This is a genomic window from Limosilactobacillus equigenerosi DSM 18793 = JCM 14505, from assembly GCF_001311375.1.
Lineage (GTDB): Bacteria > Bacillota > Bacilli > Lactobacillales > Lactobacillaceae > Limosilactobacillus > Limosilactobacillus equigenerosi.
Window position 1 is genome coordinate 20,217 of record NZ_BBAS01000010.1, and the last position, 26,656, is coordinate 46,872.

At 38.7% G+C, this 26,656-nt stretch carries 27 protein-coding genes and 2 pseudogenes; 4 read left to right on the forward strand and 25 right to left on the reverse strand.

Going from position 1 to position 26,656, the window contains the following annotated elements; translation table 11 throughout:
- Position 1 precedes the first annotated feature (1 nt).
- Together JCM14505_RS05775 and JCM14505_RS05780 are read right to left on the reverse strand one after the other, a co-directional pair.
- A complete protein-coding gene (locus tag JCM14505_RS05775) occupies positions 2–1,348 on the reverse strand; it encodes an aspartate aminotransferase family protein (RefSeq protein ID WP_054653430.1) in 1,347 nt (448 codons plus the stop codon).
- A gap of 82 nt (positions 1,349–1,430) precedes the next feature.
- Positions 1,431–2,849, reverse strand: a pseudogene (locus JCM14505_RS05780) (APC family permease).
- Positions 2,850–3,105: 256 nt separating this feature from the next.
- On the opposite strand from JCM14505_RS05780, the gene JCM14505_RS05785 reads away from it, so the two are divergent.
- Entirely contained in the window at positions 3,106–3,963 is an 858-nt protein-coding gene (locus JCM14505_RS05785) for a patatin-like phospholipase family protein (protein ID WP_054653431.1), read from the forward strand.
- A gap of 18 nt (positions 3,964–3,981) precedes the next feature.
- A complete protein-coding gene (locus JCM14505_RS05790; RefSeq protein ID WP_054653432.1) occupies positions 3,982–5,154 on the forward strand; it encodes an acetyl-CoA C-acetyltransferase in 1,173 nt (390 codons plus the stop codon).
- 491 nt (positions 5,155–5,645) lie between these two features.
- Here the strand turns inward: JCM14505_RS05790 and JCM14505_RS05795 are convergent, their stop codons facing one another.
- The 10 genes and pseudogenes from JCM14505_RS05795 to JCM14505_RS05840 form a co-directional block, all read right to left on the reverse strand.
- A complete protein-coding gene (locus tag JCM14505_RS05795) occupies positions 5,646–5,903 on the reverse strand; it encodes a hypothetical protein (RefSeq protein ID WP_054653433.1) in 258 nt (85 codons plus the stop codon).
- Between the two features lie 151 nt (positions 5,904–6,054).
- Positions 6,055–7,541: pseudogene (gene yjeM / locus JCM14505_RS05800) on the reverse strand (glutamate/gamma-aminobutyrate family transporter YjeM).
- A 183-nt stretch (positions 7,542–7,724) separates the two neighbouring features.
- Positions 7,725–8,045: a fluoride efflux transporter FluC gene (locus JCM14505_RS05805; protein WP_054653434.1), complete on the reverse strand. Its 321-nt coding sequence runs from the start codon at positions 8,043–8,045 to the stop codon at positions 7,725–7,727.
- Complete coding sequence (locus JCM14505_RS05810) at positions 8,038–8,382, reverse strand: fluoride efflux transporter FluC (protein ID WP_054653435.1); 345 nt, start codon at positions 8,380–8,382, stop codon at positions 8,038–8,040. The genes JCM14505_RS05805 and JCM14505_RS05810 overlap by 8 nt, the downstream gene beginning before the upstream one ends.
- 16 nt (positions 8,383–8,398) lie before the next feature.
- A complete protein-coding gene (locus tag JCM14505_RS09675; RefSeq protein WP_054653436.1) occupies positions 8,399–8,857 on the reverse strand; it encodes a DUF8462 domain-containing protein in 459 nt (152 codons plus the stop codon).
- A gap of 8 nt (positions 8,858–8,865) precedes the next feature.
- Entirely contained in the window at positions 8,866–9,072 is a 207-nt protein-coding gene (locus JCM14505_RS09680) for a hypothetical protein (protein ID WP_054653437.1), read from the reverse strand.
- Positions 9,073–9,097: 25 nt separating this feature from the next.
- Positions 9,098–9,457: an AAA family ATPase gene (locus JCM14505_RS09685; protein ID WP_054653438.1), complete on the reverse strand. Its 360-nt coding sequence runs from the start codon at positions 9,455–9,457 to the stop codon at positions 9,098–9,100.
- A gap of 148 nt (positions 9,458–9,605) precedes the next feature.
- On the reverse strand, positions 9,606–10,178 hold the full coding sequence (locus JCM14505_RS05830) for a Fic family protein (RefSeq protein WP_082405642.1): 573 nt from the start codon (positions 10,176–10,178) through the stop codon (positions 9,606–9,608).
- Positions 10,103–10,393 (reverse strand): hypothetical protein, encoded by a 291-nt coding sequence (locus JCM14505_RS05835; protein WP_054653440.1) that lies wholly within the window; start codon positions 10,391–10,393, stop codon positions 10,103–10,105. The genes JCM14505_RS05830 and JCM14505_RS05835 overlap by 76 nt, the downstream gene beginning before the upstream one ends.
- Positions 10,394–10,396: 3 nt before the next feature.
- Positions 10,397–10,831, reverse strand: coding sequence for a hypothetical protein (locus JCM14505_RS05840; RefSeq protein WP_054653441.1), 435 nt, complete (start codon positions 10,829–10,831; stop codon positions 10,397–10,399).
- Positions 10,832–11,399: 568 nt separating this feature from the next.
- On the opposite strand from JCM14505_RS05840, the gene JCM14505_RS05845 reads away from it, so the two are divergent.
- Positions 11,400–11,681, forward strand: coding sequence for a hypothetical protein (locus tag JCM14505_RS05845; protein ID WP_054653442.1), 282 nt, complete (start codon positions 11,400–11,402; stop codon positions 11,679–11,681).
- 302 nt (positions 11,682–11,983) lie between these two features.
- Entirely contained in the window at positions 11,984–12,412 is a 429-nt protein-coding gene (locus tag JCM14505_RS05850) for a MerR family transcriptional regulator (RefSeq protein WP_054653443.1), read from the forward strand.
- A gap of 87 nt (positions 12,413–12,499) precedes the next feature.
- On the opposite strand, the gene JCM14505_RS05855 is transcribed toward JCM14505_RS05850, so the two are convergent.
- The 13 genes from JCM14505_RS05855 to JCM14505_RS05915 all read right to left on the reverse strand — a co-directional run bounded on the left by JCM14505_RS05855 (position 12,500) and on the right by JCM14505_RS05915 (position 26,517).
- Positions 12,500–14,263, reverse strand: a complete 1,764-nt coding sequence (locus tag JCM14505_RS05855) for a 1-deoxy-D-xylulose-5-phosphate synthase (RefSeq protein ID WP_054653444.1) — start codon at positions 14,261–14,263, stop codon at positions 12,500–12,502.
- 225 nt (positions 14,264–14,488) lie between these two features.
- Positions 14,489–15,316 (reverse strand): ABC transporter permease, encoded by an 828-nt coding sequence (locus JCM14505_RS05860; RefSeq protein WP_054653445.1) that lies wholly within the window; start codon positions 15,314–15,316, stop codon positions 14,489–14,491.
- Between the two features lie 4 nt (positions 15,317–15,320).
- Positions 15,321–16,667: an ATP-binding cassette domain-containing protein gene (locus JCM14505_RS05865; protein WP_054653446.1), complete on the reverse strand. Its 1,347-nt coding sequence runs from the start codon at positions 16,665–16,667 to the stop codon at positions 15,321–15,323.
- A 48-nt stretch (positions 16,668–16,715) separates the two neighbouring features.
- A complete protein-coding gene (locus tag JCM14505_RS05870) occupies positions 16,716–16,958 on the reverse strand; it encodes a WYL domain-containing protein (protein ID WP_156249849.1) in 243 nt (80 codons plus the stop codon).
- Positions 16,959–16,978: 20 nt separating this feature from the next.
- On the reverse strand, positions 16,979–17,875 hold the full coding sequence (locus JCM14505_RS05875; protein ID WP_054653448.1) for a hypothetical protein: 897 nt from the start codon (positions 17,873–17,875) through the stop codon (positions 16,979–16,981).
- A 119-nt stretch (positions 17,876–17,994) separates the two neighbouring features.
- On the reverse strand, positions 17,995–19,068 hold the full coding sequence (locus JCM14505_RS05880; RefSeq protein ID WP_162200496.1) for a PD-(D/E)XK nuclease family protein: 1,074 nt from the start codon (positions 19,066–19,068) through the stop codon (positions 17,995–17,997).
- On the reverse strand, positions 19,031–20,533 hold the full coding sequence (locus JCM14505_RS05885; protein WP_082405641.1) for a UvrD-helicase domain-containing protein: 1,503 nt from the start codon (positions 20,531–20,533) through the stop codon (positions 19,031–19,033). Before JCM14505_RS05885 ends, JCM14505_RS05880 begins: the two co-directional genes overlap by 38 nt.
- Positions 20,530–21,690, reverse strand: coding sequence for a UvrD-helicase domain-containing protein (locus tag JCM14505_RS05890; protein WP_054653451.1), 1,161 nt, complete (start codon positions 21,688–21,690; stop codon positions 20,530–20,532). Before JCM14505_RS05890 ends, JCM14505_RS05885 begins: the two co-directional genes overlap by 4 nt.
- Positions 21,680–22,333 carry a PD-(D/E)XK nuclease family protein gene (locus JCM14505_RS05895; protein WP_054653452.1) on the reverse strand — a complete coding sequence of 218 codons (654 nt, stop codon included), beginning with the start codon at positions 22,331–22,333 and terminating at the stop codon, positions 21,680–21,682. The genes JCM14505_RS05890 and JCM14505_RS05895 overlap by 11 nt, the downstream gene beginning before the upstream one ends.
- A gap of 198 nt (positions 22,334–22,531) precedes the next feature.
- The gene (locus JCM14505_RS05900; protein WP_054653453.1) at positions 22,532–23,218 is read right to left on the reverse strand and encodes a hypothetical protein; all 687 of its coding nucleotides are present in this window, start codon (positions 23,216–23,218) and stop codon (positions 22,532–22,534) included.
- A 7-nt stretch (positions 23,219–23,225) separates the two neighbouring features.
- A complete protein-coding gene (locus tag JCM14505_RS05905) occupies positions 23,226–24,863 on the reverse strand; it encodes a helicase-exonuclease subunit AddB family protein (RefSeq protein WP_054653454.1) in 1,638 nt (545 codons plus the stop codon).
- 272 nt (positions 24,864–25,135) lie between these two features.
- Complete coding sequence (locus tag JCM14505_RS05910; protein ID WP_054653455.1) at positions 25,136–25,816, reverse strand: hypothetical protein; 681 nt, start codon at positions 25,814–25,816, stop codon at positions 25,136–25,138.
- Between the two features lie 203 nt (positions 25,817–26,019).
- Positions 26,020–26,517, reverse strand: coding sequence for a hypothetical protein (locus tag JCM14505_RS05915; RefSeq protein WP_054653456.1), 498 nt, complete (start codon positions 26,515–26,517; stop codon positions 26,020–26,022).
- Positions 26,518–26,656 lie beyond the last annotated feature (139 nt).

Sequence of the window (26,656 nt, forward strand, 5' to 3'; positions counted from 1 at the left end):
TTTACCAGCCCATGTGGTGACAAGTTGGCATCGTTAATTGGCCCGCTTGGTATTCACTAAAGGCTTGATGTAAGATGGCAAACGCTTGCTTTAATTGCTCTTCGGTGATAACCAGTGGCGGTTGGAAACGGAGGACACTTCCCCGAAGACTAATGATGATGGCTCCCAGTTCAAAGACACGGTTCATGATCATCGTTGTCGCATCACTATCGCCCTTACCAGTTGATGGATCAACAATGTCAATTCCACCATTCAGACCGTACATCCGAACATTGCCGATAAAGTCAAATTCCTGGGCTTCTTGTTTAAAGAAGTCCTTGGCTAACTGACCTAATTCAGCGGAACGTTCAACTAAGTGTTCCTCTTCCATCACTTCCAGTGTTGCTAAGGAAGCCGCCGTCGTTACCGGATTCCCCGCCGTGGTAAACAAGTGGCCCGGTGCCCCGAGCGATTCCATAATTTCCTTGCGGCCAATCACGGCACTTAATGGCATTCCGGAGGCCACTGATTTTCCAACTGACATTAAGTCTGGTTCAACCCCAGGGAAATTTTGAATCCCCCACCATTTACCAGTCCGTCCCATCCCTTGGTTGACTTCATCAACACAGAATAAAATGCCGTGTTCCTTAGCAAAGGCGTATAACTTTTGCATGTAAGCATCTGGGACCTTGATGATACCACCGTCCCCTTGAATTGGTTCAATGACAATTGCAGCAACTTCTTCGGCTGGTAAGTACGTTTCAAATGGCAATTCAAATTGGCTGAACATCCGGTCAACGAAATGTTGCTCCGTTTCATCAGCTTCTTGTTCCCATGGATCAGGGAATGGTACTTTAACGATTCCTGGTAACATCGGCCCCATTTTACGGGTCATGTTTAACGAAACTGACGACATTGTCATCGAACCATACGTTGACCCATGATACGCCCCCGTAAAAGTGACAATGTATTGCCGCCCCGTGTACGCCCGTGAGAATTTAATGATGGCATCGTTGGCATCGGATCCGGAATTTCCCCAAGCAACTTCAACGTCACCGCTGATTGGGGATAATGCGGCTAACTTTGGCGCCAACTTAGCTGCATTTGGATTAGCAAAGTAGGCCGGGGTATATTGGATTAACTTGCTAGCTTGCTCAGCAATCGCTTTAGCCACCTTGGGATGGGCGTGCCCCGTGTTAGTTGATGAGGCACTGGCGAGTAAGTCAATGTAGTCATTGCCATCAACGTCAGTAATCACTGCCCCTTGACCGTGGTCAATGACGATATCGTAATACTTAACCCGGGCGGCCGTCGCAAAGGAAGTCGCTTCTTCTTTTAATAATTCAGCACTTTTATTAAAATTTGTCATAATCTTTTCCTCATTAAAATCTCATATAACTGTTTTTGGCGTAATTTAATAGCCGACCAACAATTTAGTCGACTATTATTAATTATTTATCGTTTAAGTATGAGTGGTTCTTACCGTAGAATAAGTAGATTAATAATCCAAGAACGAACCAACTAAAGCATAGAGCTTTGCATCAACCCAAGCCCCCAGAACACTACCAAGGAAGCAACGAAAGCTAACGCTGGCATGACTGGGTAGAATGGCATCTTGAAGTCAGGCACTGGAATGTCTTTACCTTCCCGCTTCCGGAGACCGTAAATCCCAAGCGAAACGAACATGAAGGCAATTAACGTCCCGGCCGAAACCAATTGGGCTAAGAAAGCAAATGGGAAGAACGCCCCAATTACCACCGTCACAATCGTTAACGTAACTAAAGAGTTCGTTGGGTTTTCATGCTTGTCTAACTTACCAAGGAACTTAGGTAAGAGTCCGTCCCGACCAAAGGAGTAGATTAACCGGGAACCAGCTAACGTCATCCCTAAGAGGGCCGTGAACATCCCGATTACGGCAATGGCTTGCACCACGGCAGCAATCACTGGGTGACCAGCCATCCGAAGTACCATCCCAACTGGTTCAGATGTGTTTAAGTGCGTGTAGTGAACAGCTCCGACCATCACGAGGGAAACAGCCACGAAAAGCACCACAGCAATGGCTAAGGAACCTAAGATCCCGCGTGGCATCGTCTTACCAGGTTCTTAGCTTCGGCCGAGTTAGCGGCGATTGAGTCAAATCCGATGTAGGATAAGAAGATTCCAGAAACCCCGGCGTAAATCCCTTGCCAACCACCAAAGGCTCCGTTTGGCGTCATCTTGTATTCAGGGATAAATGGCGTTAAGTTACTTGCCTTCACGGCTGTAGCGGCCACGAAGACGAAGGTTAAAATAGCAAGCACCTTCAAGGCCACCATGATGTTTTCAACCTTCGCGGCGCCGGAAACCCCACGGGCAACCAAAGCAGCCACGAAGAGGATAACGAGGGCGGAACAAAGATCAACAATTCCCCCATTCGTTCCCATTGGATTGGATAACGCTGCTGGTAATTTCAAGCCCCATGAAGCTAAGAGGGGCCGGAAGTTCCCAGAGAAACCAGATCCAACGAAAGCCACGGCAATGATGTATTCGGCTAAGAGCGCCCAACCAGCAACCCAACCAAAGAATTCACCAAACACTACGTTAATCCAAGAATACGCGGACCCGGCAAATGGCATCGCAGCTGACATTTCAGCGTAGGCAAACGCAACTAACCCGGCAACGACAGCGGCGAGTAAGAATGATAACGCCACGGCTGGACCGGCATGGACGGCCGCAATTTCACCTGGTAACGTGAAGATGGACGTTGAAACAATCGTCCCCACCCCTAAACCAATAAAGTCCTTGGTGGTCAAGGTCCGTTTCAAATGACCATCCTTATCCTGATAAACGGACGGGTCTTCCCGTCGTGTCATTGTCTTCCACAAACTCATGTACATCTCTCCTCTACATTTGAATTATTTAATAAATCAAAATTAAGACTTATTAAAATTACAAGTTTGATATGATTTCTTTATTATAAAGAGGTCCCTGACAAATTGCAAGGCAATTCTTAACTTTCTCTAATCGTTTTCTCATTATTGAACATCAGTTATACTTTCTAAGTTGTCAAATTACAGCGATGTTTAAGAACCATGCTATAATATTAAGATAATGTAATAATGTTAAGAGAGGAAGGATACGAGTACGATGTTGTATAATGCTGCGTTAATTTTAGAAGGTGGCGCCATGCGGGGACAATACTCAGCCGGGGTCACCGATTTGTTTTTAAAACATCATATTGAATTTAAGCATGTTTACGGTGTTTCAGCCGGGGCACTTTGCGGGGCTAATTTTGTTTCAAAACAATTCGGCCGGATGATTACCGTTAATACCAAATACCGCAATGATCGTAGTTACATGTCTTCATTAAATATTTTGAAACGCCAACCGGTCATTAACCTTGATTTCCTATTTAATGATCATGGTTGGGATTGGCATAATTTTGATGAAGCCGCCTACCAACGTTCCGCGAGCGATTTTACGATTGTCGCCAGTGAGTTAAAGCACGGGCAAACCGTCACCTTCACTAATCCAACGGGTGATGACTTAGAAGCTGCGTTGAAAGCTTCCTCCTCAATGCCCTTTATGTTTGCTCCGGTGCAAACGGAACACGGCCTTTGCTTAGACGGTGGCGTCACCGATTCCATTCCCTATGACCTCGCCCAACAAGCTGGCTTTGATAAAATTGTGGTCGTGCGGACACGGGAACGGGATTATAAGAAGAAGCCAACGAGTAAAGTCGTCGCTAAATTATACGAAAAGCAATACCACGATTACCCTGCGTTCGCCAAAGCTGGGATTATGCGCCCAGCCGTTTACAATGAGCAAGTTGATCACTTAAACATTATGGAAGCGACCGGCCAAGCCTATGTGATTGCCCCAGCGGAACCGGTGAAAGTTGGGCGGATGGAGCATAACATTAAAAAGCTCCAAGCCTTATATGATGAAGGATTTAACCAAGCTGAACAACTACTCCCCGATTTGATTGAATATTTAGAACAGTAATAAAGGATGGATTAATTCATGCAAGAAGTTGTCATTGTCAGTGCCAAACGGACCCCAATTGGTAAATTAGGTGGTGCCCTCGCCAGTTTAAGCAGTGTTGACCTCGGCGCCCTCGCCATTCAAGGCGCCTTGGAAGCCATTAACTTAGCCCCCAACCAAGTTGACGAAGTTTATTTTGGGAACGTCTTACAAGCTGGGCAAGGCCAAAATGTCGCCCGGCAAGCGACGCTCCAAGCTGGGCTCCCACAAAGCGTTCCGGCCACGACGATTAACGCTGTCTGCGGCTCAGGCTTACAAGCCATTAACTTAGCCGCCCGGGCAATTATGGTTGGCGACGCTGACGTAATGGTCGCTGGTGGAACAGAAAGTATGACCAACGCCCCCTACTTAGTCCCCGGTGCGCGGCAAGGATTGCGGTACGGAAATACAATCTTAGTCGATTCCGCTTACCACGATGGGTTAGAAGACGCCTTTCACAACTATCCAATGGGCATCACGGCTGAGAATATCGTTGACCAATATGCCCTTACCCGGCAAGATCAAGATGCCTTTGGACTTCAAAGTCAAGCACGGGCGCAAGCGGCCCAAGCGGCAGGCAAATTTGCGGATGAAATCATTCCAATTGAAATTAAAACGCGGAAAAATACCGTCACCGTCACCCAAGACGAAGCGGTGCGCGATACATCGATGGAGTTATTAGGTAAATTGAAACCATCCTTTAAAGCCGATGGTTCCGTCACGGCCGGGAATTCTTCCGGAATCAACGACGGTGCCGCCGCTGTTGTGATGATGAGTACCACCAAGGCAAAGGAATTAGGCTTAACTCCCTTCGCAACGTGGACGGCCGGCAAAATGATTGGCCTTGATCCATCGGTCATGGGCTTAGGACCAATTGAAGCCATTCGCCAAACCCTTGCGAAAGCGAATTTAACGGTCGCTGATCTTGATTTAATCGAATTAAATGAAGCCTTTGCGGCCCAATCGTTAGCAGTGACGCGGGAATTAAACTTACCAAGTGACATTACCAATGTGAACGGTGGCGCCATTGCCCTCGGACACCCAATTGGGGCTTCTGGCGCACGAATCGTCGTCACTTTACTACATGAAATGCAAAAGCGAAATGCTCACCATGCCCTTGCCAGTCTTTGTATTGGTGGCGGAATGGGAATCGCAGCGACTTTTAAAAATTAGGTCGCGAACCGAGCGTTAAAAGCGACGGTAGGCTAACTCGGAAACGGGCCTTGACGTGGAACACGTCGAGGTGCGTTTCAGTTAGTCCTAGTCGCTTGCTCGGTGAGCGTAGTTACACCCAGGTCGTGAGCTCAGCTAACCAAGCGCCTGTTGGCGTAACGATACAAATGGCGTCGGAACAGGTAAAACCAGGTTCGACGCTATTTTGAGTTAGGCTCTAAGGCGCTGCTGAGCGAACGTAGTTACGAAGTTACCGAAGAACATCAATCAATTTAATAAGCCACCTAGTGTCCTTGTATTAACACTAGGTGGCTTATTTACGTACATCTGTTCGATGAAGTTTTATAACTTTTTTATAACTTAAGGACTTAAACATTAATTACTCTTCCCGAAGCGCGCGCAACGCATCAGCTGAATGATCTTCAACTAAATAAATACAACTTAAAAAGAAAAACCACCTACACCAAATTTGGTCCAGATGGTTTCACTACTTAGTCTTCAAGTCCTTCATAATGTCGTGCTTCAGATAATTGGGCATTTTTTGCCATGGCTTCTACGTAATTATGTGGTCCACCGACCGCTTGCCACCGCGCTTCGACTTCCGCCACTGTCCTTGGCGTTGGATCACTTAATGACTTGAATACTGGCGCTGCCGATTGCGTTTTCCGTAATGCAGCGACTTCAGCCCGTAATTCAGCAATTTCTTGGGATTGACTAATAATAATTTGTTCTAAATCCTTGAATTCCATTGAATCCTCCATTGAAAAAACGAATGTAACTTTGAAGTATTGCGGGAAATTCAAGCTATCAAGTTCTCATAACAATCTATTCATGGCATATTATAGCAAATTTACTTGCATAAAAAAACCACCTCAATAAATTGAAGTGATTAAAAGTTAATTATTTACTTGCCTTTACGTGATAGAACAACCAAGCGACAATCCCAAAGAAGATTGGCCCGATTAACGTCCAGAAGAACGTGACATAATCGCCGTCTAAGAATGGTTGGAGACACGTAAAGATGATCCCGGCAGCTAAAACTAAGAAGACAATTACGGAAACTAAGTTCGTCATCCATTGTGACTTAAAAATCACGAATGGCCGGTCTAAGTTTGGTTGCTTCTTAAAGAATGGAAAGGCCCCGACTAAGAACAAGTATGGTGCTGTCGTTGACACGTTCGACATGTTCGTTAAGATCAAGTAGAATTCCTTGGCAGCTGACCCACCGAAAGAAATCGCAAAAATGATCACACATACGATGGCGGCTTGAACCCACATCGCATAAGCTGGCATCCCATGTTCGTTTAATTTGGTCATCTTCTTTGGCCATAACCGTTCATCAGATCCCAACATAAAGGACTTAATTGGTGAGTAAATCAAAACAAAGAATGCCCCCACGTAACCAAGCCACATGGATAAACCAGTGAACCGGGTTAACCAACTTCCGATTACGAGCGAAGTTGCGTGACTCAAGCCCATCGTATCCCCTAAGGTGACCCCGAGGTTGTTCATTAAGACATACGTGATGTTCCCTAAGTTGACTTCTCCTTTACCAAGGACTTGGTTCCAGTTCGTCGAAATCCCCCACATGAAAATCATTAAGGCGTAGGATACAGCATAATAATCATGGACGTAACGACGGCGAATGGGAAAGTTCGTTCCGGCTTCTTGACGTTATCAATCACCCCACTAATTGATTCCATTCCCCCGTACGCAAAGATAGCGTAAATCATGAATGAAATTACGGCCACCGGCGTTTGGAAGTCCGCATTTGGTGAATGGATAAAGGATCCCATCCCCGTAATGGGTTGCATTAACTTTCCGTGTTGTAAGATCAAAACGATAATGCTGATGACTAAGAATACGGCATTCAAAAGCATCGTGAAGACCCCACCAACGGTTGCCACTTTGGAAATTCCTTGAATCCCCCGCGCACTCATCCAAGTCACGAAGATGATCCAGGCAATGCCGAGCAATCCAACAACTGACGTGGAACTAAGCCCGGCAAACCCGATTGATTGCGTCATATCATGACCAAATAACATCGACGTAAATGGAATCCAGACCTTGCTGGCAGTGGATGTCATCCAAACAATCCAGGAACTGAGCCAAATGAACGTCCCGATGAAGGCAATTTTTCACCAACGGCGGCTTCCAACCAGGAGTAAATCCCCCCTTTAGCTTCCTTTAATGATGAACCATATTCGGCATACATCAAACTCGTTGGTAAAAAAGACAAAAATAGCGGCAAGGATATACCAAATAATGGAGGCATATCCCATTTGATCAAAGGCCACCGTCGAGTTCGCAAACCCGAAGATGGTCGAAAGAATCATCAACACCAGGGCGCCAAACCCAATGGATGACTTACTCTTATTTTCTTCCATTAGAAAAATCTCTCCTCTAAAATTATATTACAGAGTTTAGTTTACTACTTTATGTGCAAGAAAAACATGAAAATTTGATTAATATTCAATTTGAATGAATAACTATACAGTCACGGCCGCTCCACCCAGTCAAATGGTTGTAAAAATTCTGCTAGCTTTCCTTCGCTTCTATCATCCAACTAACTAATAAATTAACAATCCCCCGCCATATCTTGCCATGAGATAACTAACGAAGGAACAATAGCGATGGTCATCCAGTAACGTCACGGCTTCAACCGTTAACGTTGAAAAGGTCGTTAAGCCACCCAGGACACCACTGGTTAAATTAATGGGCCCCACCATCAAGATTCCTTGACTCGTTAACCAAGCTAAGGCCGTTACTCCCAGCAAATTAATCACCAAGATTGCGACTGGCCACTGCAAAGGAACTTGGCGTTTAATCATCGTGGTTAGTTGCCAGCGCAATAATGCCCCGAGACCACTCCCAAGCGCAATTTCAAACATGATGTCGCCCTCCAGTGTAAACTAACCAGCCAATTAAGACACCGCCCACGACATTAAGGCCTAAATACAGGATCGCCATCGGTAAATTGGCGTGCATTAAAGCCATTATTAAGGTCCCAAAGGTCGTTAAACTGCCACAAAAGCCCGTCCCTAACCCCAGCCCGAGCCAAGCGGGTAATCGATGCTGAAGCCACCGACTGGTTAAACTTGCTAATAACCCGGCGCCGATTAAATTCACGATTGTCACGGCAAGCAGTGGACTTGCTAAACTAGCAATGCCGGCCCGGATCAATCCACCTAAGCACCCACCAAGAAAAACCGCAATGAAATTTTTCATGTTGTAGTCACCTCAGTTAATGACTTAAATAATACAGCTTAATGTAATGATCAAAGCGCGGTAAAGTAAAACTTAGATAACCATAGCGACTAGCATCAACTAAGCCCTTTTTCTTAAGCCGATCACGATAAATTGACATTAAACTTGATGACATGTCCAATTCTTGCCGGAGACTACTAATTTTAACTTGGCCTTGCTGGTTAGCTAGCTTAGCCAGAGCAATTAAGACACTTTGATCCTTAGGTGATAAGTCATGCCATAATTTTTGGTAAACATATTCTTGAATTTGAATATCAAATTCAGTTAATAATTCTTCATCTGTTATGGTTGGTTGTTGCCACTTTAGATATCCCAATAATTGGAACGCGAATGGATATCCTTGGGTGATTTTGGCCATTTTCATTGCTTGTGCTTCATCAAGCTTGAAAATTGACTGATATTTCCCCATAATCGCCGTTAAATTTAACCCTGACAAAAAAGACTTTAGGTGCTCGATATAAAAAAAGTTAAACTGTCTTCATTTTGTAAATCAGAAATATTCTCATACAATCCTGTCATTAACAAAAAAATTGGTGCTTCCTGACGCACTAAAATTTGAAAAGCAGCCGTAAATTCGCGCATACTTTGTGAGTTAGTTACCTCATCAATTGTCACTAATAACCGATAACCTTTGTGTTGCAACAAATCCATTACCCGACTTAAAGCAGTTTCAATATCAACAATTGGTGCTGCTGTTTTTAAATGGACTCCAATTCCAAAAAAATGATAAGTCAATGTTAGCTTCAATTAAAAGTGGTGCGATAGCTGGTAAATCATATAATTTACTTAATAAAGCCGTCATCAAATCCCGAGTACTATTTAACTCCACCGTTAACCATTTTGATTGCTGAGCTAATTGTTTACTTATTTCTGTTAGTAAAACAGTTTTCCCTGATCCCCGAACTCCAGAGATAATATAGACTTGATTATTGATAATCGGCGCTGTAAAGTCTTCTACAATCTGATTTTTAGCTGTTTGACGATTAATTATCGTTAATGGTTCTTTACCAAAGTTTAATGTAAACGGATTTTGCATCGTTAAATCCCCCGCTGGTTTTATATAGCTTTTTAGCTTTTATATAACTCTATATAACTTTTAATTTATTATATAACTCTATATAACTTTTTACCACCCATTATAGCAAACCGTCCACCCAATTCGTGAGTGGACGGTAATGATAAAACTAATTAATTAATGCTTCAATCAACTTGGTAGTTGACCGCCTAGTAATTGGCGATTTTTTCGTCTTTTCAAGCAAGCCATCATCAACTAACTCATCAAGTATGCGTCTAATCTTTGTTTTGGGAGCATCATCAAGATATTCATATAAGATACGATCCTCAATTCCAGCACCTGAGTCATTAAATAAATAAGCTTGATAGTATACAAAGAGACACCGACCCTTAAGATCACTATTAAATTGCTTCTGAATTTGCTTGCTACCAAATTTAAATAACTCTTGTTTGGTTTCGAGTTCTTCAATTAAAGCTTGTTGTCCGTCAAGCAGAATTTCCATCATCGTTTTCACGAAAAACGTTACTTCACCGTAATTTTTAGGCTCTTCAACTCCCACAAAAGCATCATAGTAACGCTTGCGATGATTATTAATTTCCTTTGAGAAGATGATGGCCGTGAATGGATCTAACTTATACCCTAAGTAAGCACAGGTGATGTATCTCCCTAACCGACCATTGCCATCGAAAAACGGATGAATATATTCAAAGTAGTAATGGGCAATAAATGCTTGATCAGAAATGGAGCATCACGATTAATAAACTCAAGCCATTTCATTAAATCTGGTAAAAACTCAACTTCCGTCGCTTTTGGTAAATGAACCGTCTTAGTGCTACTACCAATCCGAACGGCTGAATTTCGGAATAATTGACCATTTGGTAAGTTATCATCTGCAATTTCTCCATGCAATAATTCATCATAAATTGCCCGAATATCAGTTAGTTCGTGAATTACCAATGGTTATTGTTGTTTGATTTTAAAATACATCCGGGCAAAGGATTGTAATCGAACTGTTTTTGCGCTATTTCTTCCAATAATAGCCGTTTCGATTTCTTCATTCGTTGTTTTAACTCCTTCAATTTCATTGGTACTTAGGATCTCGTCACGTAAAGTACTCATAAATAATTGTTCAGCGGCTATTCCCGGTAAATCATTAACTAATTTGGCAATTTTACGAGAATTAGATTGAATTTTTGAATCATATAATTGAATTTCAGGTAACGGAACCGAAAATAATTCAAAAACCTTGTTTGACTGTTCCCCATTAAAGATGGGATTTATTTTTAGACCTGTTTGGATTGTCCCAAATGAGTTAAAACGGTTATTATACTCATTAATTGGATTTTCTCCCCCATGTTGGTATCCCCAAATCCTTAATTCGTGATATTTACTCATTTTATAAACACCAACTTCTAAAAAAACGACCTTTTTTTAAATTTTTAGTTTGAATAATATTACCAACTTTTGCTACTATAAGCAAATTTTAAATATTGACTTGAAGTTAGGAACAAATAAGTAACTTGAATTTTTACTCTCAACCCTTTATCATAAATAAATGAAAAGAGAGGCAACCGCTCCACCGGTTACCCCTCAATCGTGGATTAGAAAGCGAACGATTTAAAAGCGGCTAACCATGTTTTTGGTTGGTCGCTTTTAGTATTTGATATGCTCTAGCAAGATTCAAGACTGCTCGAGACACGATCCAAATACTAACGGCAATACTAACCGTAATTCGTTCACCTTTCTAAAAAGTAGCATAAGCCTCACCTCCATGAATCAGTTTACTTGAGGGGTGGTGCTTTCTACATTCCACTAAGCGATTAAATAAGGTAGCTACTCCTTATCCAACTGCTTACAAATATTATATCAGTTTATTTCAAATAATTAGATCCAGCATTCAACTCAATAGCTGTCATTATCAGCATTAGTGTTATGATAAAAATAATCAAACGAGGAGGTGATAATGATGACTAAATTAATAACTCAAGCCGAATTTAAAGCTAATTTCCCGACCTATCTATCCAATGTAAATAATCAACAAGAAATAATCACTGTTGAATGTCCCCATCATCAATCGGCAACCATTCTCTCAACTGAACAATTTAAATTAATGCTAACTGCGCTACAAGATGATCCGAGTTCATTAACTGCCGCCATTGCACGTGATCAATTAATTCGCCAAGGCGTACTTCCAGATGACCTCCCCCTCGAAATACCTGATAACTACTGGAATCAATTTAAATAAACTAACAAAGGCAGGGATTCTTAATCGAATCCTTGCCTTTTAATTTCCTTATTATCCATATGTCAAATCAACGCTCAACTAGTTAAGCATTCGCGCCCCCTTCATGGTCTGCTTCCCCGCTCATCCACACTTTAGTGGCATAAAGAGTGTTCAAGCGCCGGATAATCCTGAACTAATTGTAAAACTGCCATTTGGCAATAATCACCTGCATTTATCCCCTTAGGTTAAGCAATTTGAGAACATCTGACCAAATTGGTTTGTTATACTAGCTTTAGTAAATTATAAGTAAGGAGTTATATCATATGTCTGACGCAACCATTTATTCAATTGGGCAAGTCGCAGAATTGTTTAACCTTAACATTTCGACGTTGCGCTACTACGATCAATTAGGACTCTTCCCTGACTTGCAACGGGACGCCAATGGTCGGCGCCAATTCGGTCCGGATGAACTCAACACATTAACTATTGTTGAATGTTTGAAACGGACTGGGATGCCGCTCGATGATATCCAACGATTCATGGCCTGGTGTGATGCCGGTGATGAAACGATTGACCAACGATTGGCAATGTTTCTAGACCGGCGCCAAGCCGTCCAACAACAAATTCAGGAATTAGAACAAACATTAACGGTGATTGATCATAAGTGTGAGTATTATCAACAAGCCCACCAAGATGGGACTGAGGCCTACGTAAAGAAGCAAACCGACGACGTCTATCATTTAGTCCATTAAGTAACAAAAGGTTGAGAAGTTTTGACGCTTCTCAACCTTTTTCGTTTAGTTATGAATGTGTTTCTGGCAATTTTGATGGCTCACGACCTAGTTATTCATGAGCTCTTTAATGTCGTTAACAATTTGTTCCACGGCCATTCCATTTTGCGTTAACAAGCCTTCCGCATCGTAACGGTCATGGAATTCCTTCGTTAACCCGTAATTCTTCACCTTTACGTCCGCCGTTCCAAGGGCACTGGCGACCATTTGACCATAGCCTCCTTCGACGAAACCGTCTTCTAACGTGACAACGACTTGGTGCTTCGTTGGTAAGTCCGCTAACAAGGCTTCGTCTAAGCCAGTTAAGTACCGTGGATTAATGACCGTGGCATCAATGCCCGCCTTGGCTAATTCAGCCGCAACTGCTTGAGCCCGCGTTAACATTTCGCCGACCCCAAAGATGGCCACTTGGCTACCTTGATGAACGACTTGATTCCGGTTTAATTGACTGTAATCGGTGTCATCAGCCACCCCCGTTGAAATTAATTCCGTCGCTGGTACCCGGATTGCCACGGGATGATCCGTTTGGTCAATCGCCCAATCCGACATTGCTTGTAATTCTTCTTGATTCGTTGGGGCTAAGTAGACCATGTTTGGAATGTGGGACAAGAATTGTACATCGAATAAGCCCAAGTGACTTTCATCATTCATCCCATAAACCCCAGCTAAGTAGACCAAGAACGTGGCCGGGTTATTGTTTAACGCTAAATCATGGGCCACTTGGTCAAAGGTCCGTTGTAAGAAAGTCGCAAAGACCGGATAAACCGGCTTGGCCCCATACTTAGCCATCGCGGACGTCATCGCCACGGCTTCTTCTTCGGCAATCCCCACATCAATAAAGTGACTGCCTAATTGTTGGCGTTGGGCCGGCGTAAAGATAATTTGCGGCGTCCCCGATGATACCGTCACAATCGCTTCGTCAGCTTGCATCTTATCAAACAGATACTTTTGCATAAAGTCGCTGTACGTTGCGGCATGGGGTTGTTCGTCCGCATAGTAAAGGCCCGCCTTTAAATCAATTGGACCGCCGGCATGGAACTTTTCATGATTAGCCACCGCTGGTTCGTACCCATGCCCTTTTTCTGTGTGGACATGTAAAAGCACTGGGCGATCGGTATCCTTGACCGTTTCGAAGAGGTCAATTAATTGCTCTAAGTCATTCCCAGCTTCCAAATAGTGATATTCGTAACCAAGCGCCTTAAAGAGATTGTCACTGGCTTGACCGTTGGATTCCCGCAGCGTCCGCAAGGCGGTGTATAAACCACCATGGGGATTCGGCGCAATTGAGTTTTCATTGTCGTTCACAATCACAATCGCGTTTTGGTTTTCATCGGCAATCGTGTTTAACCCTTCGTAAGCCATCCCACCGGATAAGGAACCGTCCCCAATCACAGCAATAATATTGCCGGACTTGTGGAGGACTTCACGGGCTTTAATAAACCCGGACGCTAAGGACAAGGACGTTGACGTGTGCCCAATTGAGAAGTAGTCGTGTTCACTTTCATGGGGGTTGGTGTAACCAGAGACGTCATCATAGTGTGCCGGATCAGTAAAAGCTTGTTGGCGCCCCGTTAACATCTTGTGCACGTATGATTGGTGCGAAACGTCCCAAATCAAGTTGTCGCGTGGTGAATCAAAAACATAGTGGAGAGCCACCGTCATTTCCACGACCCCAAGGTTAGGACCGTTGTGGCCACCATGCGCTTCCAGTTTTTGGAGTAACGCTTGGCGACATTCATCAACTAAGGTTTGTAATTCGGCCCGGCTGAGCTTTTTGACATCGGCCGGGGATTGAATTTGTTCAAGTAACATGAAATTAACCTCTCTTTCTAATCATTAAGGTTAATATATCACCTAAAGCCGACTTTACCACAAGGGAGAATTTACAAAAGGTAAGTGGATTTTTTTGAAAAAAAGAGCTCAGCGCCTCGTAGGAAACTGAGCATGATCCGTAGGGATAGTATAGCATGTAAGTAATAATTAAATCGTTTAACTATTATTTATAATTTTACCGTTTATCTTGCGAAATCTTAGTAATTAACCAATACGCAATGACTGATTCCACAAATATAAACATGAATAAAAACCACCAAGCATTGAACAAGTGTGCTTGCGTTGCTTGGTATGCCTCCTCTGCCTGATGTGGGACATTAGGAATCGTTTTTTTTGAATTTTTAAAGTTAATTGATTAAGCCGCGCAGTACTACCTAAAGCTTCCATTCCCCAACGACTTTCCATCGGGATTGATAGTGGTTCAACCGTTTTACTAAATTTAAATAAAGTACCTGATAAAATTAATTCCACAATTAAAATATACGGAGCAATGGTACTAGCCCTCTCCTCCTTTTTAATTCCTGTTGAAATCATTAACCCCAACATATCAGCTGCATATAACACCAGTAATAATGTTACCCAAAATTCCATCAACGTTGATTTAAAAATAATCCCATGTTCTGGATAGTCATGTGGGACTAACTTAAATAGTAACACCATTAAAAAGCTTTGGAATATACAAATTAATAATTGAACTACCATCCGCGAAGCTAAATAACTTCCATAATAAAAATTAGGAGTGGCTGCACGTTGTTTAATGTTTTTCCGATCACTGGCAATAATGGATATTGAATTAAAAATTCCGCCAAAAATAGCCGCACTAATAATGATGAAAAATGCGGATTTAGTATCTTCGAAATTGTCAAAAATATGTTTTTTGGCAATCAATAACACAATCGCATCCGCAAAAATTGGAAATCCAATAATCTTCAATAACGATTGTTTATTTTCCAAAAAATCAAAAATGTATTCAGTGGTTAAACTTACAAACTCATCAATCGGATTTTTACGTTTAAATTTCACTTGGTTCATTCAATTATCCTCCAATCATTTCATATATCTCAGCAAAATTTTGCGTTTGATAACGAGCTCGTATTTCATCCGGAGTCCCAAAACTAGCTAACTGACCTACTTGGCGATTATCTACTCCTAAGAAAATTACTGAATCAAAATAATCAATATACGAAATATCGTGAATGATAACCACAATCGTTCGATTATCATTTCGAGTTAAATCTTTTAATGTTTTTATTAAAGAGGTCTTAGTGCTGACATCTAGACCTGCCTCTGGTTCGTCTAAAAACAGTAATCTACGTTCTCCAACCAATTCTGTTGCAATAGTTATCCGACGTAATTCACCTCCACTACACTGCCTAATCTTCTGATCTTTAATTGGCGTTAAATTTAATTTATCCAGTGCCATTTGAATATGTTCTTGAATCGTTGACTGGCTCGTTCTTTTAGGCAACCGATCCTTGGCCGCTGCCTCTAATTCTCGATAAACTGACCGTTCTTGATGAAGAAAATTTTCTTGTGGAACACTACCAATTTGGGACTTAACTGTAGCAAAGTTTTTAGGGTGCAAAATGTTTAAACCACCAAACATTACCGATCCAGTAGTACCAGACACTTCCATTCCATTAAGGCAATTCATTAATGTTGATTTACCAGCTCCTGTTACCCCTAAAATGGCTACTAAACTATTTTCCTTAATTTGTATTCCCTTAATATTTTGTAGCAACGTACGTTGACCATCATCAACTGTTTTAGCATCAAGATTGATATCCAATAAGGATGATTTTTCGTTTAAGTATTGTTGATGTACGTCATCTATTATCGGTTGTTCAATTGCTGTTTGATATTCATCTGTTGATAATGAACTATCTGAATCACCTAGCTGATTAACTAATTGGTTATACCGTAGATAATAATTATTAGTTAATTTATTCAATCGATGTTGTACAATTCGCGCTCGAATAGTATCGATCAAAATTAAAGTGACTAGAAATACAATTTTTTGTTTAAATGAAACATTTACTAGATGAAAATTATAAACTAAATCAAAAACTGTATCTTGATCCATAAACAATTGGGCTAATAACATCACTAAAACTAACAGGATTCGACGGATAAATTCTGCTACTTCTAATGAGTAATAAAATATATTCCAAATAACGATTATTTCTAGTAATAATAATAGTAACCTAACCAACCCTAAATTAATATTCATAATATAGTTAAATGTCAACTTGCTTTTACTATAAATAAACTTAGTAATTTCCCATAAGGCAGGTAAAGACCAAATTTTTAACCACCGTTGTTTACGTTTAAATTTTCGTTCTAAACGATTGACTTCTGACCTAATAGTTTCTTGTTGATCCATAACTACTCCTAACCATTACCTTTTAAATTTTAATTATTATCTAAACGCTTAGTAATAAGCTAATGCTCCTTGCAATGATGATTTCATTTTCTTTTTCAGATCATCATTTTGTATAACTTTAACGTTTTCTCCTTGACTAAGTAACCAAATTTTAGTTCCTTCGAGGCTATCTCTAATTTCAAAGATAGCTTTACCGCTATGGGTAATAGACCGTTGAACTTGTAGCTTCAGATTAGTCTGCTTATCCATTTTATTTCCATGTTGATCATAAAAAGTAACTTTATTACTCAATAAATTATTTTGTCCTGATTCTAATTGCTTCCAATCAATATACCGATCAAGAGCTGGCAGAATTGCATCACCATAACACTCAAATACAATTTTTTTTCTTGACCAGTAAACGCACTCGCAGCTTCATCCTGTGAATTAGTTGGCATGGATAATGAGATATTCGTCTTTTTAACATTGATGATTCGGTCTAATCGTAAATTACGTCGTGAATCTTTAATTGGACGCCATTCGTTATCACCTAAATTTTCTACCTCCGTTGAAATCAGATATAGATGATGATCACGAAAGGCGATTTCATTTGCGATTACAGAATAATTATGCTCCTCAAATTCTCGATCCTGATATGCAACTTTTAACACTTCTACTTGGCATCCGGATTGCTTAGCTCTCCCATTTTTATCTAAATAGGTTGTTTCATACAGTAAACTTAGTTTTTCGAAAATACTTTGCATGTATTCATTATCATCAGTATTAATATCAATTGAACTATACCGTTCACGATAACGTTGCATCAAATTATTAAATTCATTAAATAGAATAGGCTTGTCCGATGAAACAAATTTACCAGCAATTTCAGCAAATTCGGTTTTTGATAATAGACGAATATCCGCTAAAACCTCAATCACAATCGCTTTTTGAACATCATCAAGCATCACCCATCCTGACATCAATTCATCAAGTCCAGTTCCATTTAATTCATAATTACCCTTTTTGAGTTTACTGATTTCCCCATAATTATTATTGGCAAAGTAACCGCGTAAATCTTTGATGTCGCGTTGAATTTTGTGTCGAATTGACTCATCATCGATCCCCTTTTCATCAAGTTTCCGGTATTTTTCAACGTACTTAGCTTGATTAATTTTTTTAGTCGTCAACAAATCGACGGCCATTGCTAATAACACTTCAATTTTTTTCAATATCTTTCATATTTAAAGACCTCCTTAATCTTTGATATAAATTGTATCCATATTAAACGACAAATTATGTCGGTTAAATGCAATTGTTAAAAAAACAGCTAATTAAAGCTGCTTTTTAATTAATTAACCGTAACATCAAATAATTGATGATGACGAACCCCATAAACATAGCATTTAGCAACTTCATATCCTAGTTGACCTAATGTCTGTGCGTACATTGATAATTGACCAGGGTAATTTTCCTTCATCACCTTATCTGCATCTAAATTTTTATCTGTCTTGTAATCAACAATTACATATTCACCATCAGGTTGTTGATAAAGGACATCTATCATCCCGTGAATGATAGTGAAATCATCATTAGCATACGGTAATGATGAGTCTTTAGAAACTAATTCAGCCTTAACCATCATTGTTAAGTTTTTTTCCCGTTCTAGACGATTTGTTAATGACGCTTGAACCATTGAGGACCCAATTTCAGATTGATATAAAGCCACTATGCCATCAATGTATGTTTCAGTCGTGTTATTAGCAACTGGTTTTAATAATTCAGCTTGTACCATCTCTGAAATTAACCCTTCATTAGCTAACTGATCAATCAACTCCGTAACTGTTAGTAATGTTGGTTGTGAATCCAATGATAATTTTTCAAAAATTAAATGTACTGCTGTCCCGAATTCATCGGCAGATACTCCATCCGATAAATCATTATCATTGCTAACATCGACTCCAGTAGGTATAACCCCAATTTCACTTGAATCATTAATTTGATTAAATTGATCCTTAATTTTAGTTGTTGGGGTTGTCTGTGGAGTTTCGTTAACCCCCTGATAATGATAGTTTTTAGTTTCTACTACCATTGAATTTTCATTCTTCTTATCTGTAACATGATACGAATCAGTTACTTGTGTTCTCGTTGCATTAATTTCATTACAATTAAAATCAGTAGCATCAATCGCACTAGCTAATAGATTAAAGTTAGACGGTTTGTTTTTGTCATTTCCATAAATTAATAATGATTGTTGAGCCCGTGTTAAAGCAACATACATCATCCGTTTTTCTTCTAGAATATCGTTTAATTTATTATCTTCAGTAACAAACTTTTTAAACGGCGATTTGGTTAATCCTAGGGACATTCCAATTCCTAAATCTGGTTTACGAGAAAAAAACCACAGCGTTATTTTTACTTTCATTAGCATATTTCTTGCCTGTATTAACAACAAACACCACTGGCCATTCAAGCCCTTTACTTCCGTGAATTGTGGTGTAGGTAACAGCATTTTCATCAACATTTTGATTAATTTCATCAAGTTCGCCCGTTGCTTCTAGAGTCGCCATTGTTTCTTGCGCACTTGTTTCCATCGTTGCTTCTATATCTAACAGGTAATCTAACAACCCATATAAATTAGCCCGACGCTCTTCTCCCTGTGGCATTGCCGTCATAGAAATCAATAAATCGGTATATTCAAAAATGTGTTGTAATAGTTCACTAGCACTTAATACATCTGCTAATTTGCTGAGGAATTGATAATCACGATTAAACTTAGTTAATTTATTCCGTAATATACTGAGCTCTTCATCTGTAATCTTAAATTTTGGAGCTTGATTTTCGTCAATTAAATCAGGGCTCATTAAACTAAACGATTTGTTAACTGTTACCTTTAAGAACGCCAATTCACGTTCTGTCAATCCGTACATTGGTGCGTGTAATATCGCAACTAATGAGATTTTGTCCGTCGAATCATAAAGAGATTTTAAGTAAGCTAGGGCAACCATCACCTCATATTTACCCAAAAATCCATTTGATTTTGTAACTTTGTACGGAACCCCAACTTGTTTCAGGCGTTTAATATACTCTTCTCTCCCCGACCAACTACGAGAAATAATTGCAATATCTTTTGGCTCAACTTGACCTTCATTTAATAATTTAACAACACGTTCAACTACCACAGTTGCTTCAACTGAAGTAACATCAGCACCTTTTTCGTGATTAACTTGATTAAACTCAAAAGCTGGTAAGTCACGATTTTCAATTGAAATTCCCGCCGTTAATTCTTGCCCTTGATAATTTACCTTATCAGTTGCCATTATATGACTAAATAATCCATTAATTGCTTTGATTGTTGTTGGGCGGGTTCGATAATTAACTGTTAAATGGAATACTTCGGCATCATTATCCTTAAGATAGTCTTGTTCCTTTTCAACAAATACCGTATGATCAGCATTTCGGAATCCGTAAATTGATTGTTTTACATCCCCTACCAAAAATAATTTACCTTGATTCCCCGCGATAGTCGTTACAATTGTATCTTGTAAACGGTTCGTATCTTGATACTCGTCAACTATAATTTGTTGATATTGTTGCTGTAATTCGGTCTTAACTTTTGGATGCTCATCGCTATTAAGGAGATCGTATACAATTCGTTCTAAATCACCAAAATCATAAAGGTTATAACGATCTTTAATTGATTGATATTGATTTTTAAATTGCCGATATAATTTAATTAGCCATTTCTTATTTTGAATAAATTCGTCTTTATATTCTTTGATAATCAAAGAATCATTATTATATCCTTTAAATAACGTATCGTTAATCCATTTATTGAACTCTTTAAACTCTGATCCACAGACAACCTCCGAGAACTTATCGAGTTTCAATACATTTTTTTAAGGTATCTTTTTTTTAACTTTGATAATAATTCAACCTGATAATCTGTTAAGGATTTTTCTTGAGCAAGTGCCAAATTTAGTTGATTAAACAATTCGATTAGTGAATCCAACTGTTCAATTTGTACACCAAGTTTATGTAACTGATTTAGTTGCTCTAAAACATTAGCTACTGTATGTTTTAATTCTTGGTTGTCTTCTTGATGATTGATGATAGCTAATGAATCTTTTTTGTTCTTAGCTTGTCCAAACAACAAATTATATAAATCAGAATAATTATTATCTTTATAAACACTTCTCATGTTAACTGAATTAAATTCAGTCTCGCAAAACTCAAATTTATTTAAATTCCCATATTGCTCAAGATATTCAATAATTGAGGTTGCTAATCCCATATTCTGACCAAATTCATTATTGGGATAGAATTTAAAAATTTGATGATAGTAATTTTTAACTTGTAATAATTCATTACGATAATCTTTCCAAAGACGCTCAAAATAATACTTTTGATAATTTTCAAATACGTCATTGTTTTTATTTTGCTTTGCTAACCATGCCTCCGGGTCGTCAATCGAACCCAAGAAATCCAATAATGATGTTAAAGTAGCTCGCAATGAATTATCTCGATACTCTGTCGTTAGTCGCTCAAGAAATTGTTGCTTTATTGAATCATTTATTGCTGATTGATAAAATTCTTCTAATACTTGATCCAGTGCTTGTGTTCTTAATTCTAATTTTGATGATTCCGAGGCCAGTACATCAAATTCGGGATCCATTCCAATCAAATAATAGTAACGATCAATGACTTGCTTACAAAAAGCATCGATTGTCATCACATCCGTTTGTTCAAGCTTAGTTAATTGATGTTGAACGGCATCCGCTTGAACTAATGGATGATCAATTGCTTCTCTTAATTGCTTTTTAATTCGTTCACGCATATTTTGCGCTGCTGCATCCGTAAAAGTTAACACTAATAAGTTATCAACGTCAGGCTTTTCATCATCCCCAGGACGTCCAAGATTGATTGATTTTAATACTCGTTGAGCTAGAACCGTTGTTTTGCCAGTTCCTGCCGAAGCTGACACTAGCGTTCGCCGGGCTGTCGAATTAACCGCTGCTTGCTGTTGTATATTTAACTCAGTCTTCATCCTGTTCCTCCTTTAAGTTGCGGTACTGATTTCCGATATTTTCATCAAAATTCATAATAGCTTGATATTTTGAATACTTTATTCCATCATCATTGTTATCAATTCGATATGGTGCGATGGTGATTTTACCAGTCAACAGTTGATTAAACGACTCCTTAATTAGGTCAATTAAATGTGTTTCTAGCGCATCAATATTACGGGCATCGGATTTTTGATATAAGGATTTTAATAATTCTTTTTGATCATTAAATTCAATATCCCAAATACCAGCAAACTTTTTATCTTTGGGGTCAATTACACCAGCATAAGCCATTGCTCCCAATTTAACATCTCCGGTAATCGATAGTGATTCTTTTAATTCGTCAGAATGGCTAGATAAATAATTTTCTAATGCTAGTCGGTATATTAATGGCTGTGCCTTTAATCCATTGGCTAACTTAAGATCATAATTCTTCATTAATGATTGATTAACCTTACCCGATTTATAATCAATAACATTTAAATAAGTAACCCCATTATCCTGATATAAATCTAACCGGTCAATCATTCCTCTTAGTTTTAACGTTAAAGACTCTAACTCAATTTCAGGACCGCTAAATGACGTACTATCTCCGAAAGCCCATTCCGTTTTAACTGGTTTCATTACTTCAAATACACCGTTTGCTTGTTGACCTTCCCAATAGTCTTTAAACGCAGTTCCAGTCGTTGCTTGTAATACCGATTAGTCGCCGTCGCCTTCAATGTTTTTAAAACGGCTGCTAATTTTGCTTGATCACGACTTGCATTTGCAATATCTTCGGTTGCCTCGATTGCCTTAGCAACTACTGATTGATTCGAAACGTTATCTTGTAATTTTCCGGCTTGTTCCAGTAACGCATGTAGATATGTTCCCGCCAGCAGCCGTCACACCAATTTCGGTTGGCTCAAACAATTTCAATCCATATTTCAAAAAGTATTCATACGGATTTTCCATCAAAGTTTCAATCGCTGTATACGATGAACTAAGCTCATGTTCATTGTTAGTAAACAACGCCTCTGCCAATGATTCCCCTAAAGGAACCGGTATATTTTGATAAGTTGCTAATCTAGCAAATGGACGTGCGTCAAATTCAGCAACACCTAATAATTGATTATTATCAATTGTGTTTAATACTTCGCCTTCCGCTACTTTGGCGTCAGCCACAACCTTAAAGTATGGAGAAGCTGTTTGGAGCTTTCCAGTTAAGTCATTTACACTGTATGATAAGTAAACTCGTTCGGAAGAAGTTTGCATTGCCTCAAATAATTCATTTTCCTTTGCAATCATTTGTTCACTTTGCGTCAAATGGAAACGATTTTCATTTGGTAAATCTGCTTCTTCGACAAGTGTAAATAATTGATCCGCTTTTAATTCACCAGGATAATTAGATTGACTCATTCCCATGACAAAGGCATAACGATACTTTGGTAGTTGAACTTGGTCAATTGGAACAATCTTAACTTCATCAATACCATTATCATTGGTTTGGTAAGCAAATGGCTGCGACAAGATTGATTTAATTTTTTTGTGATAATTGACTACTTGTCATTGGTTGTCCAACTAAATATAATAATAAATCAATAATCCGATGCCGTGTTTCCGTCATTAAACTCCCCATACCAGTTTTAGGACTAACTAGATTCAGTTGTTGTTCAGCATCTTTATCATATTTTTTCAAATACCAAGTCAAATTACTTGCTTGTCGTTTATCAATTGTTAATAAACTAAATTGACCCTCTGCTGGATTTTCTGTGGTTAATAATTCAATTAAACTAGCTACCAACCTTTCTTCATTAACTTGTTCAAATAATCCTTGTACTCGTTGCCGAATTGCATGTAAATTATCAGTTTTATCACTATTAATTAAGCCATCATCTTGATTAAGGACGGTCCACATATCATCATTTTTCCAATCCATCTCTGTTTCAATTTGGTTTTGTTTTAAATGATTAATAAATTGTTGTCGTACCCATCGATTCGCTATCATTTGACTCTTAACATTTGTTGTATCAGTAGCTAAATTAGCCAAAATTAAGCCACTATTAAGTAAACGTTCGATATTTTTAATGGTATATCGTAATTCAACGGGGGCGAGTATGGATTGTATAACATTTGATAAGGGCGTATTAGTTAAGGTAGTCGTTTCGTAATTGTTATGGTCTAAATTTAACTTATTTAATTCCTGACTTAATTGACGACTTAAAAATCTATCTCCAGTCGGTAGAAATACAACAATGTCCCGTAATCGAACAGATTTAGTTTTGTCCGTTACCAAATGATGAATTTGGCTGGCCACCCACCTAGCTTCTAACGGTTTATCAAGTGCTTTTCCGACTTCAAATCGTTCAGTATTAATTAAGTTAGTTTTAGGAGCTAATAAATTAACTTGTTCAAATAATGAGTTAGTCTCCGAGCTCCCTGGTAATTCAACTTTTTTTGTTGTTTTAATCACACCAGGATGATTTGTGAATGTTTGCCAAGTTGGGAACGAATATAAATCGGATTGTTGTGCATTTGCTTGTAAGACTTGGAGTAACCTAGCCTCATGCGCATCAGTTAAAATCGACTCCCCAACATAAATTAACTGATAATCTCCTAGTAATCCAACCTGTTCACTTAATACGTCAATTAACTTACTTTTTGTTTGATAATTTGCTAATTGCGGATAAAAATGATGATAAACTAGCGCTAAATCTGCTAATTTATTGGATAAACTTAGATTAGTTTTCTTAACAATTTGTGCTAATTCATCCACCACTGCTGGCGTCCAAGCATTTTGATCAAATTGTTCAAATAGTTGCGATACTTTCCGGATAAATCCTAGTTTAAGCGCACTTTTCTTAAATACTTTTAATTTTGATTGTGTACTTTTTAAACTTTCTTCTATTATCTGTAAACGTACGGATGAAGTTAATAAAGGATAACTAACAACGGGGATTTCTCCAGCTAAAGTCGCTGTTGCTAACTCTTCAAACGTACGAACGAAAATTTTATCAGTTGCAAATACAATTTCTTGCTGAGAATCAGCTAAAGATTGAAAAATTGATAATTCCAAATCATTACGCATCGTTGCTGGGGTAATAATTAATTTGGTTAATGATTGATTAGAATTTTTAATCGATTCAACAATAGTTTCAATTAGTTGATTGTTCATATTTACTCCTATATTTATTCAATTATCGTGTTATTAACATTTTCAATGGTTTCTCTTAGAATTGCAACGACTGATCTTAAATTTAACCAACAAATTTTTAAAACCACTATAACTACGTCTATGAACCATTGTTGCAATCATCCCTAAAACTAAATGCTACCCATTTTGAGATAATTTTGTTGTTTTTACTTCGCTCATGATTAATTCCTCCATTAATGATTGTGCATATATAGATTACATAACTATTACGACAAATAATGTATGGTTGTTAATTAATTGTATCGTTCGACAAATTTAGATTTTGGCATGTCAAATTTATATTTAACTTTACTATTCTTTACCTTAGTTAATAAAGCATTAGAATACGTATTATTATTTTCATATCCACTATAATATGAATTACCAATTTTTTTATTTCCAACTAAATCATTAAATTCAATCGGATTAATGACCCCCTCAACCTGCTTTCCATTTTCGTTATATCCAACAATCTTTTTACCAAAGATTCGTTCCTTAGTAGTTTCATTATCATTACCAAATACATGTCCGATAATATCTGAACGAACTGTTGTCGTCGCCGCTTCAATTTCACTAGAATTAGTTGGCTTCATAAAATATTGCGGATGTTTCTTTGCATAATCTACTAATTCATGATCACTCATTTTACTTGCTTGCAGTAATGTCAAGTTCTTTTTAGAGTGGTAGTCATTCCAAACGTAGTAGCTAGTAAACTTATCTTTCCCAGCAACATATACAGAAGTTACTGGACGATCCTCAGTAATTCCCCGACCAGTTGTATCAACGGTAATCCAAACTGTTTCTTTCGAAGCATGCGCAGCGTTTAACAGTGTTTTTTCCTTATGCATAACCTTAAACCCCAATACAATGACCGTGATTAACATCATCACTGCTACAACCTTATTTTGCTTAATCATATTAATAACTTTTTCCATTAGTATATTTCCCTTTTTGTTTTTGATTACTTATTACTTAGTCTAACGTCATATGCAGGTGTCGTTAAAACTAATCGCCGATAAACATCGTGGTATTTGTAGATGTTTCGGCAAGCTATTGCTGGATTAGTTAGTATCTGAATTGATACACCACTCAATTCAGATACCTCATCTAACTTTAAAATCCGATTCCCGTTACCAACTTAAAACCGCATTATACGACGTTGTAATTCCTGATAAGCAGCGATATTACGAACCATTGAATGCTCATCGCGAACTTTAATAACTAAATCGTGTTTCAAAGCATCGTAAACATCATTGGTATACTCACTCTTGAGTTTAGTCGACCTTGGTAGTAATGACGGAGTAAAAGTGATTGCGCGCCCTAATAATTCCGCTTTGGGAATGAATCCATTTCTATATTTAAATTTACCAACTTCGTCCATCATCATATCTTCTGTAATTCCAGAATAATCGTGGGTGTTTACTTTATAAACTTCCAAACAGCGATCTAAAAATTTCATAAAAGCCGGATTGTTAGGCTCAACCTCTCCGTTCAACATTGCACGAATCTTGCCAAATAACTCATAATCATCTAGATCAAAAGTCAAGTAGAAATCAGTAAACGTTCGACGCTTATCTAGCTTACTAATTGACTCTAGTGTATCCATTCGACTTTTAATCCCATTGGCTTTACTCATAATAAATTACCTCACTACTAATATTTTGTTATGAGTTTATATTATCAGTGGTCTCCGACAAATTATGTCGGTAAAAAACTAATATGGAATTTTTGACAAAAAGAGACTGTGACATAAGTCAGACAGTCTCTTGAAAATC

Excerpts from the sequence above, each read along its gene's own strand:
- JCM14505_RS05890 (WP_054653451.1), bottom strand. The coding sequence starts at position 21,690 with ATGAAGACTGAGTTAAATATACAACAGCAAGCAGCGGTTAATTCGACA.
- JCM14505_RS05775 (WP_054653430.1), bottom strand. The coding sequence starts at position 1,348 with ATGACAAATTTTAATAAAAGTGCTGAATTATTAAAAGAAGAAGCGACT.
- JCM14505_RS05905 (WP_054653454.1), bottom strand. The coding sequence starts at position 24,863 with ATGAACAATCAACTAATTGAAACTATTGTTGAATCGATTAAAAATTCT.
- JCM14505_RS09680 (WP_054653437.1), bottom strand. The coding sequence starts at position 9,072 with ATGGATTTGTTGCAACACAAAGGTTATCGGTTATTAGTGACAATTGAT.
- JCM14505_RS05850 (WP_054653443.1), top strand. The coding sequence starts at position 11,984 with ATGTCTGACGCAACCATTTATTCAATTGGGCAAGTCGCAGAATTGTTT.
- JCM14505_RS05845 (WP_054653442.1), top strand. The coding sequence starts at position 11,400 with ATGATGACTAAATTAATAACTCAAGCCGAATTTAAAGCTAATTTCCCG.
- JCM14505_RS05790 (WP_054653432.1), top strand. The coding sequence starts at position 3,982 with ATGCAAGAAGTTGTCATTGTCAGTGCCAAACGGACCCCAATTGGTAAA.
- JCM14505_RS05795 (WP_054653433.1), bottom strand. The coding sequence starts at position 5,903 with ATGGAATTCAAGGATTTAGAACAAATTATTATTAGTCAATCCCAAGAA.
- JCM14505_RS05840 (WP_054653441.1), bottom strand. The coding sequence starts at position 10,831 with ATGAGTAAATATCACGAATTAAGGATTTGGGGATACCAACATGGGGGA.
- JCM14505_RS05860 (WP_054653445.1), bottom strand. The coding sequence starts at position 15,316 with ATGAACCAAGTGAAATTTAAACGTAAAAATCCGATTGATGAGTTTGTA.
- JCM14505_RS05910 (WP_054653455.1), bottom strand. The coding sequence starts at position 25,816 with ATGGAAAAAGTTATTAATATGATTAAGCAAAATAAGGTTGTAGCAGTG.
- JCM14505_RS05895 (WP_054653452.1), bottom strand. The coding sequence starts at position 22,333 with ATGAAACCAGTTAAAACGGAATGGGCTTTCGGAGATAGTACGTCATTT.
- JCM14505_RS05865 (WP_054653446.1), bottom strand. The coding sequence starts at position 16,667 with ATGGATCAACAAGAAACTATTAGGTCAGAAGTCAATCGTTTAGAACGA.
- JCM14505_RS05855 (WP_054653444.1), bottom strand. The coding sequence starts at position 14,263 with ATGTTACTTGAACAAATTCAATCCCCGGCCGATGTCAAAAAGCTCAGC.
- JCM14505_RS05785 (WP_054653431.1), top strand. The coding sequence starts at position 3,106 with ATGTTGTATAATGCTGCGTTAATTTTAGAAGGTGGCGCCATGCGGGGA.
- JCM14505_RS05805 (WP_054653434.1), bottom strand. The coding sequence starts at position 8,045 with ATGTTTGAAATTGCGCTTGGGAGTGGTCTCGGGGCATTATTGCGCTGG.
- JCM14505_RS05810 (WP_054653435.1), bottom strand. The coding sequence starts at position 8,382 with ATGAAAAATTTCATTGCGGTTTTTCTTGGTGGGTGCTTAGGTGGATTG.
- JCM14505_RS09685 (WP_054653438.1), bottom strand. The coding sequence starts at position 9,457 with ATGCAAAATCCGTTTACATTAAACTTTGGTAAAGAACCATTAACGATA.
- JCM14505_RS05880 (WP_162200496.1), bottom strand. The coding sequence starts at position 19,068 with ATGAAAGTAAAAATAACGCTGTGGTTTTTTTCTCGTAAACCAGATTTA.
- JCM14505_RS05915 (WP_054653456.1), bottom strand. The coding sequence starts at position 26,517 with ATGAGTAAAGCCAATGGGATTAAAAGTCGAATGGATACACTAGAGTCA.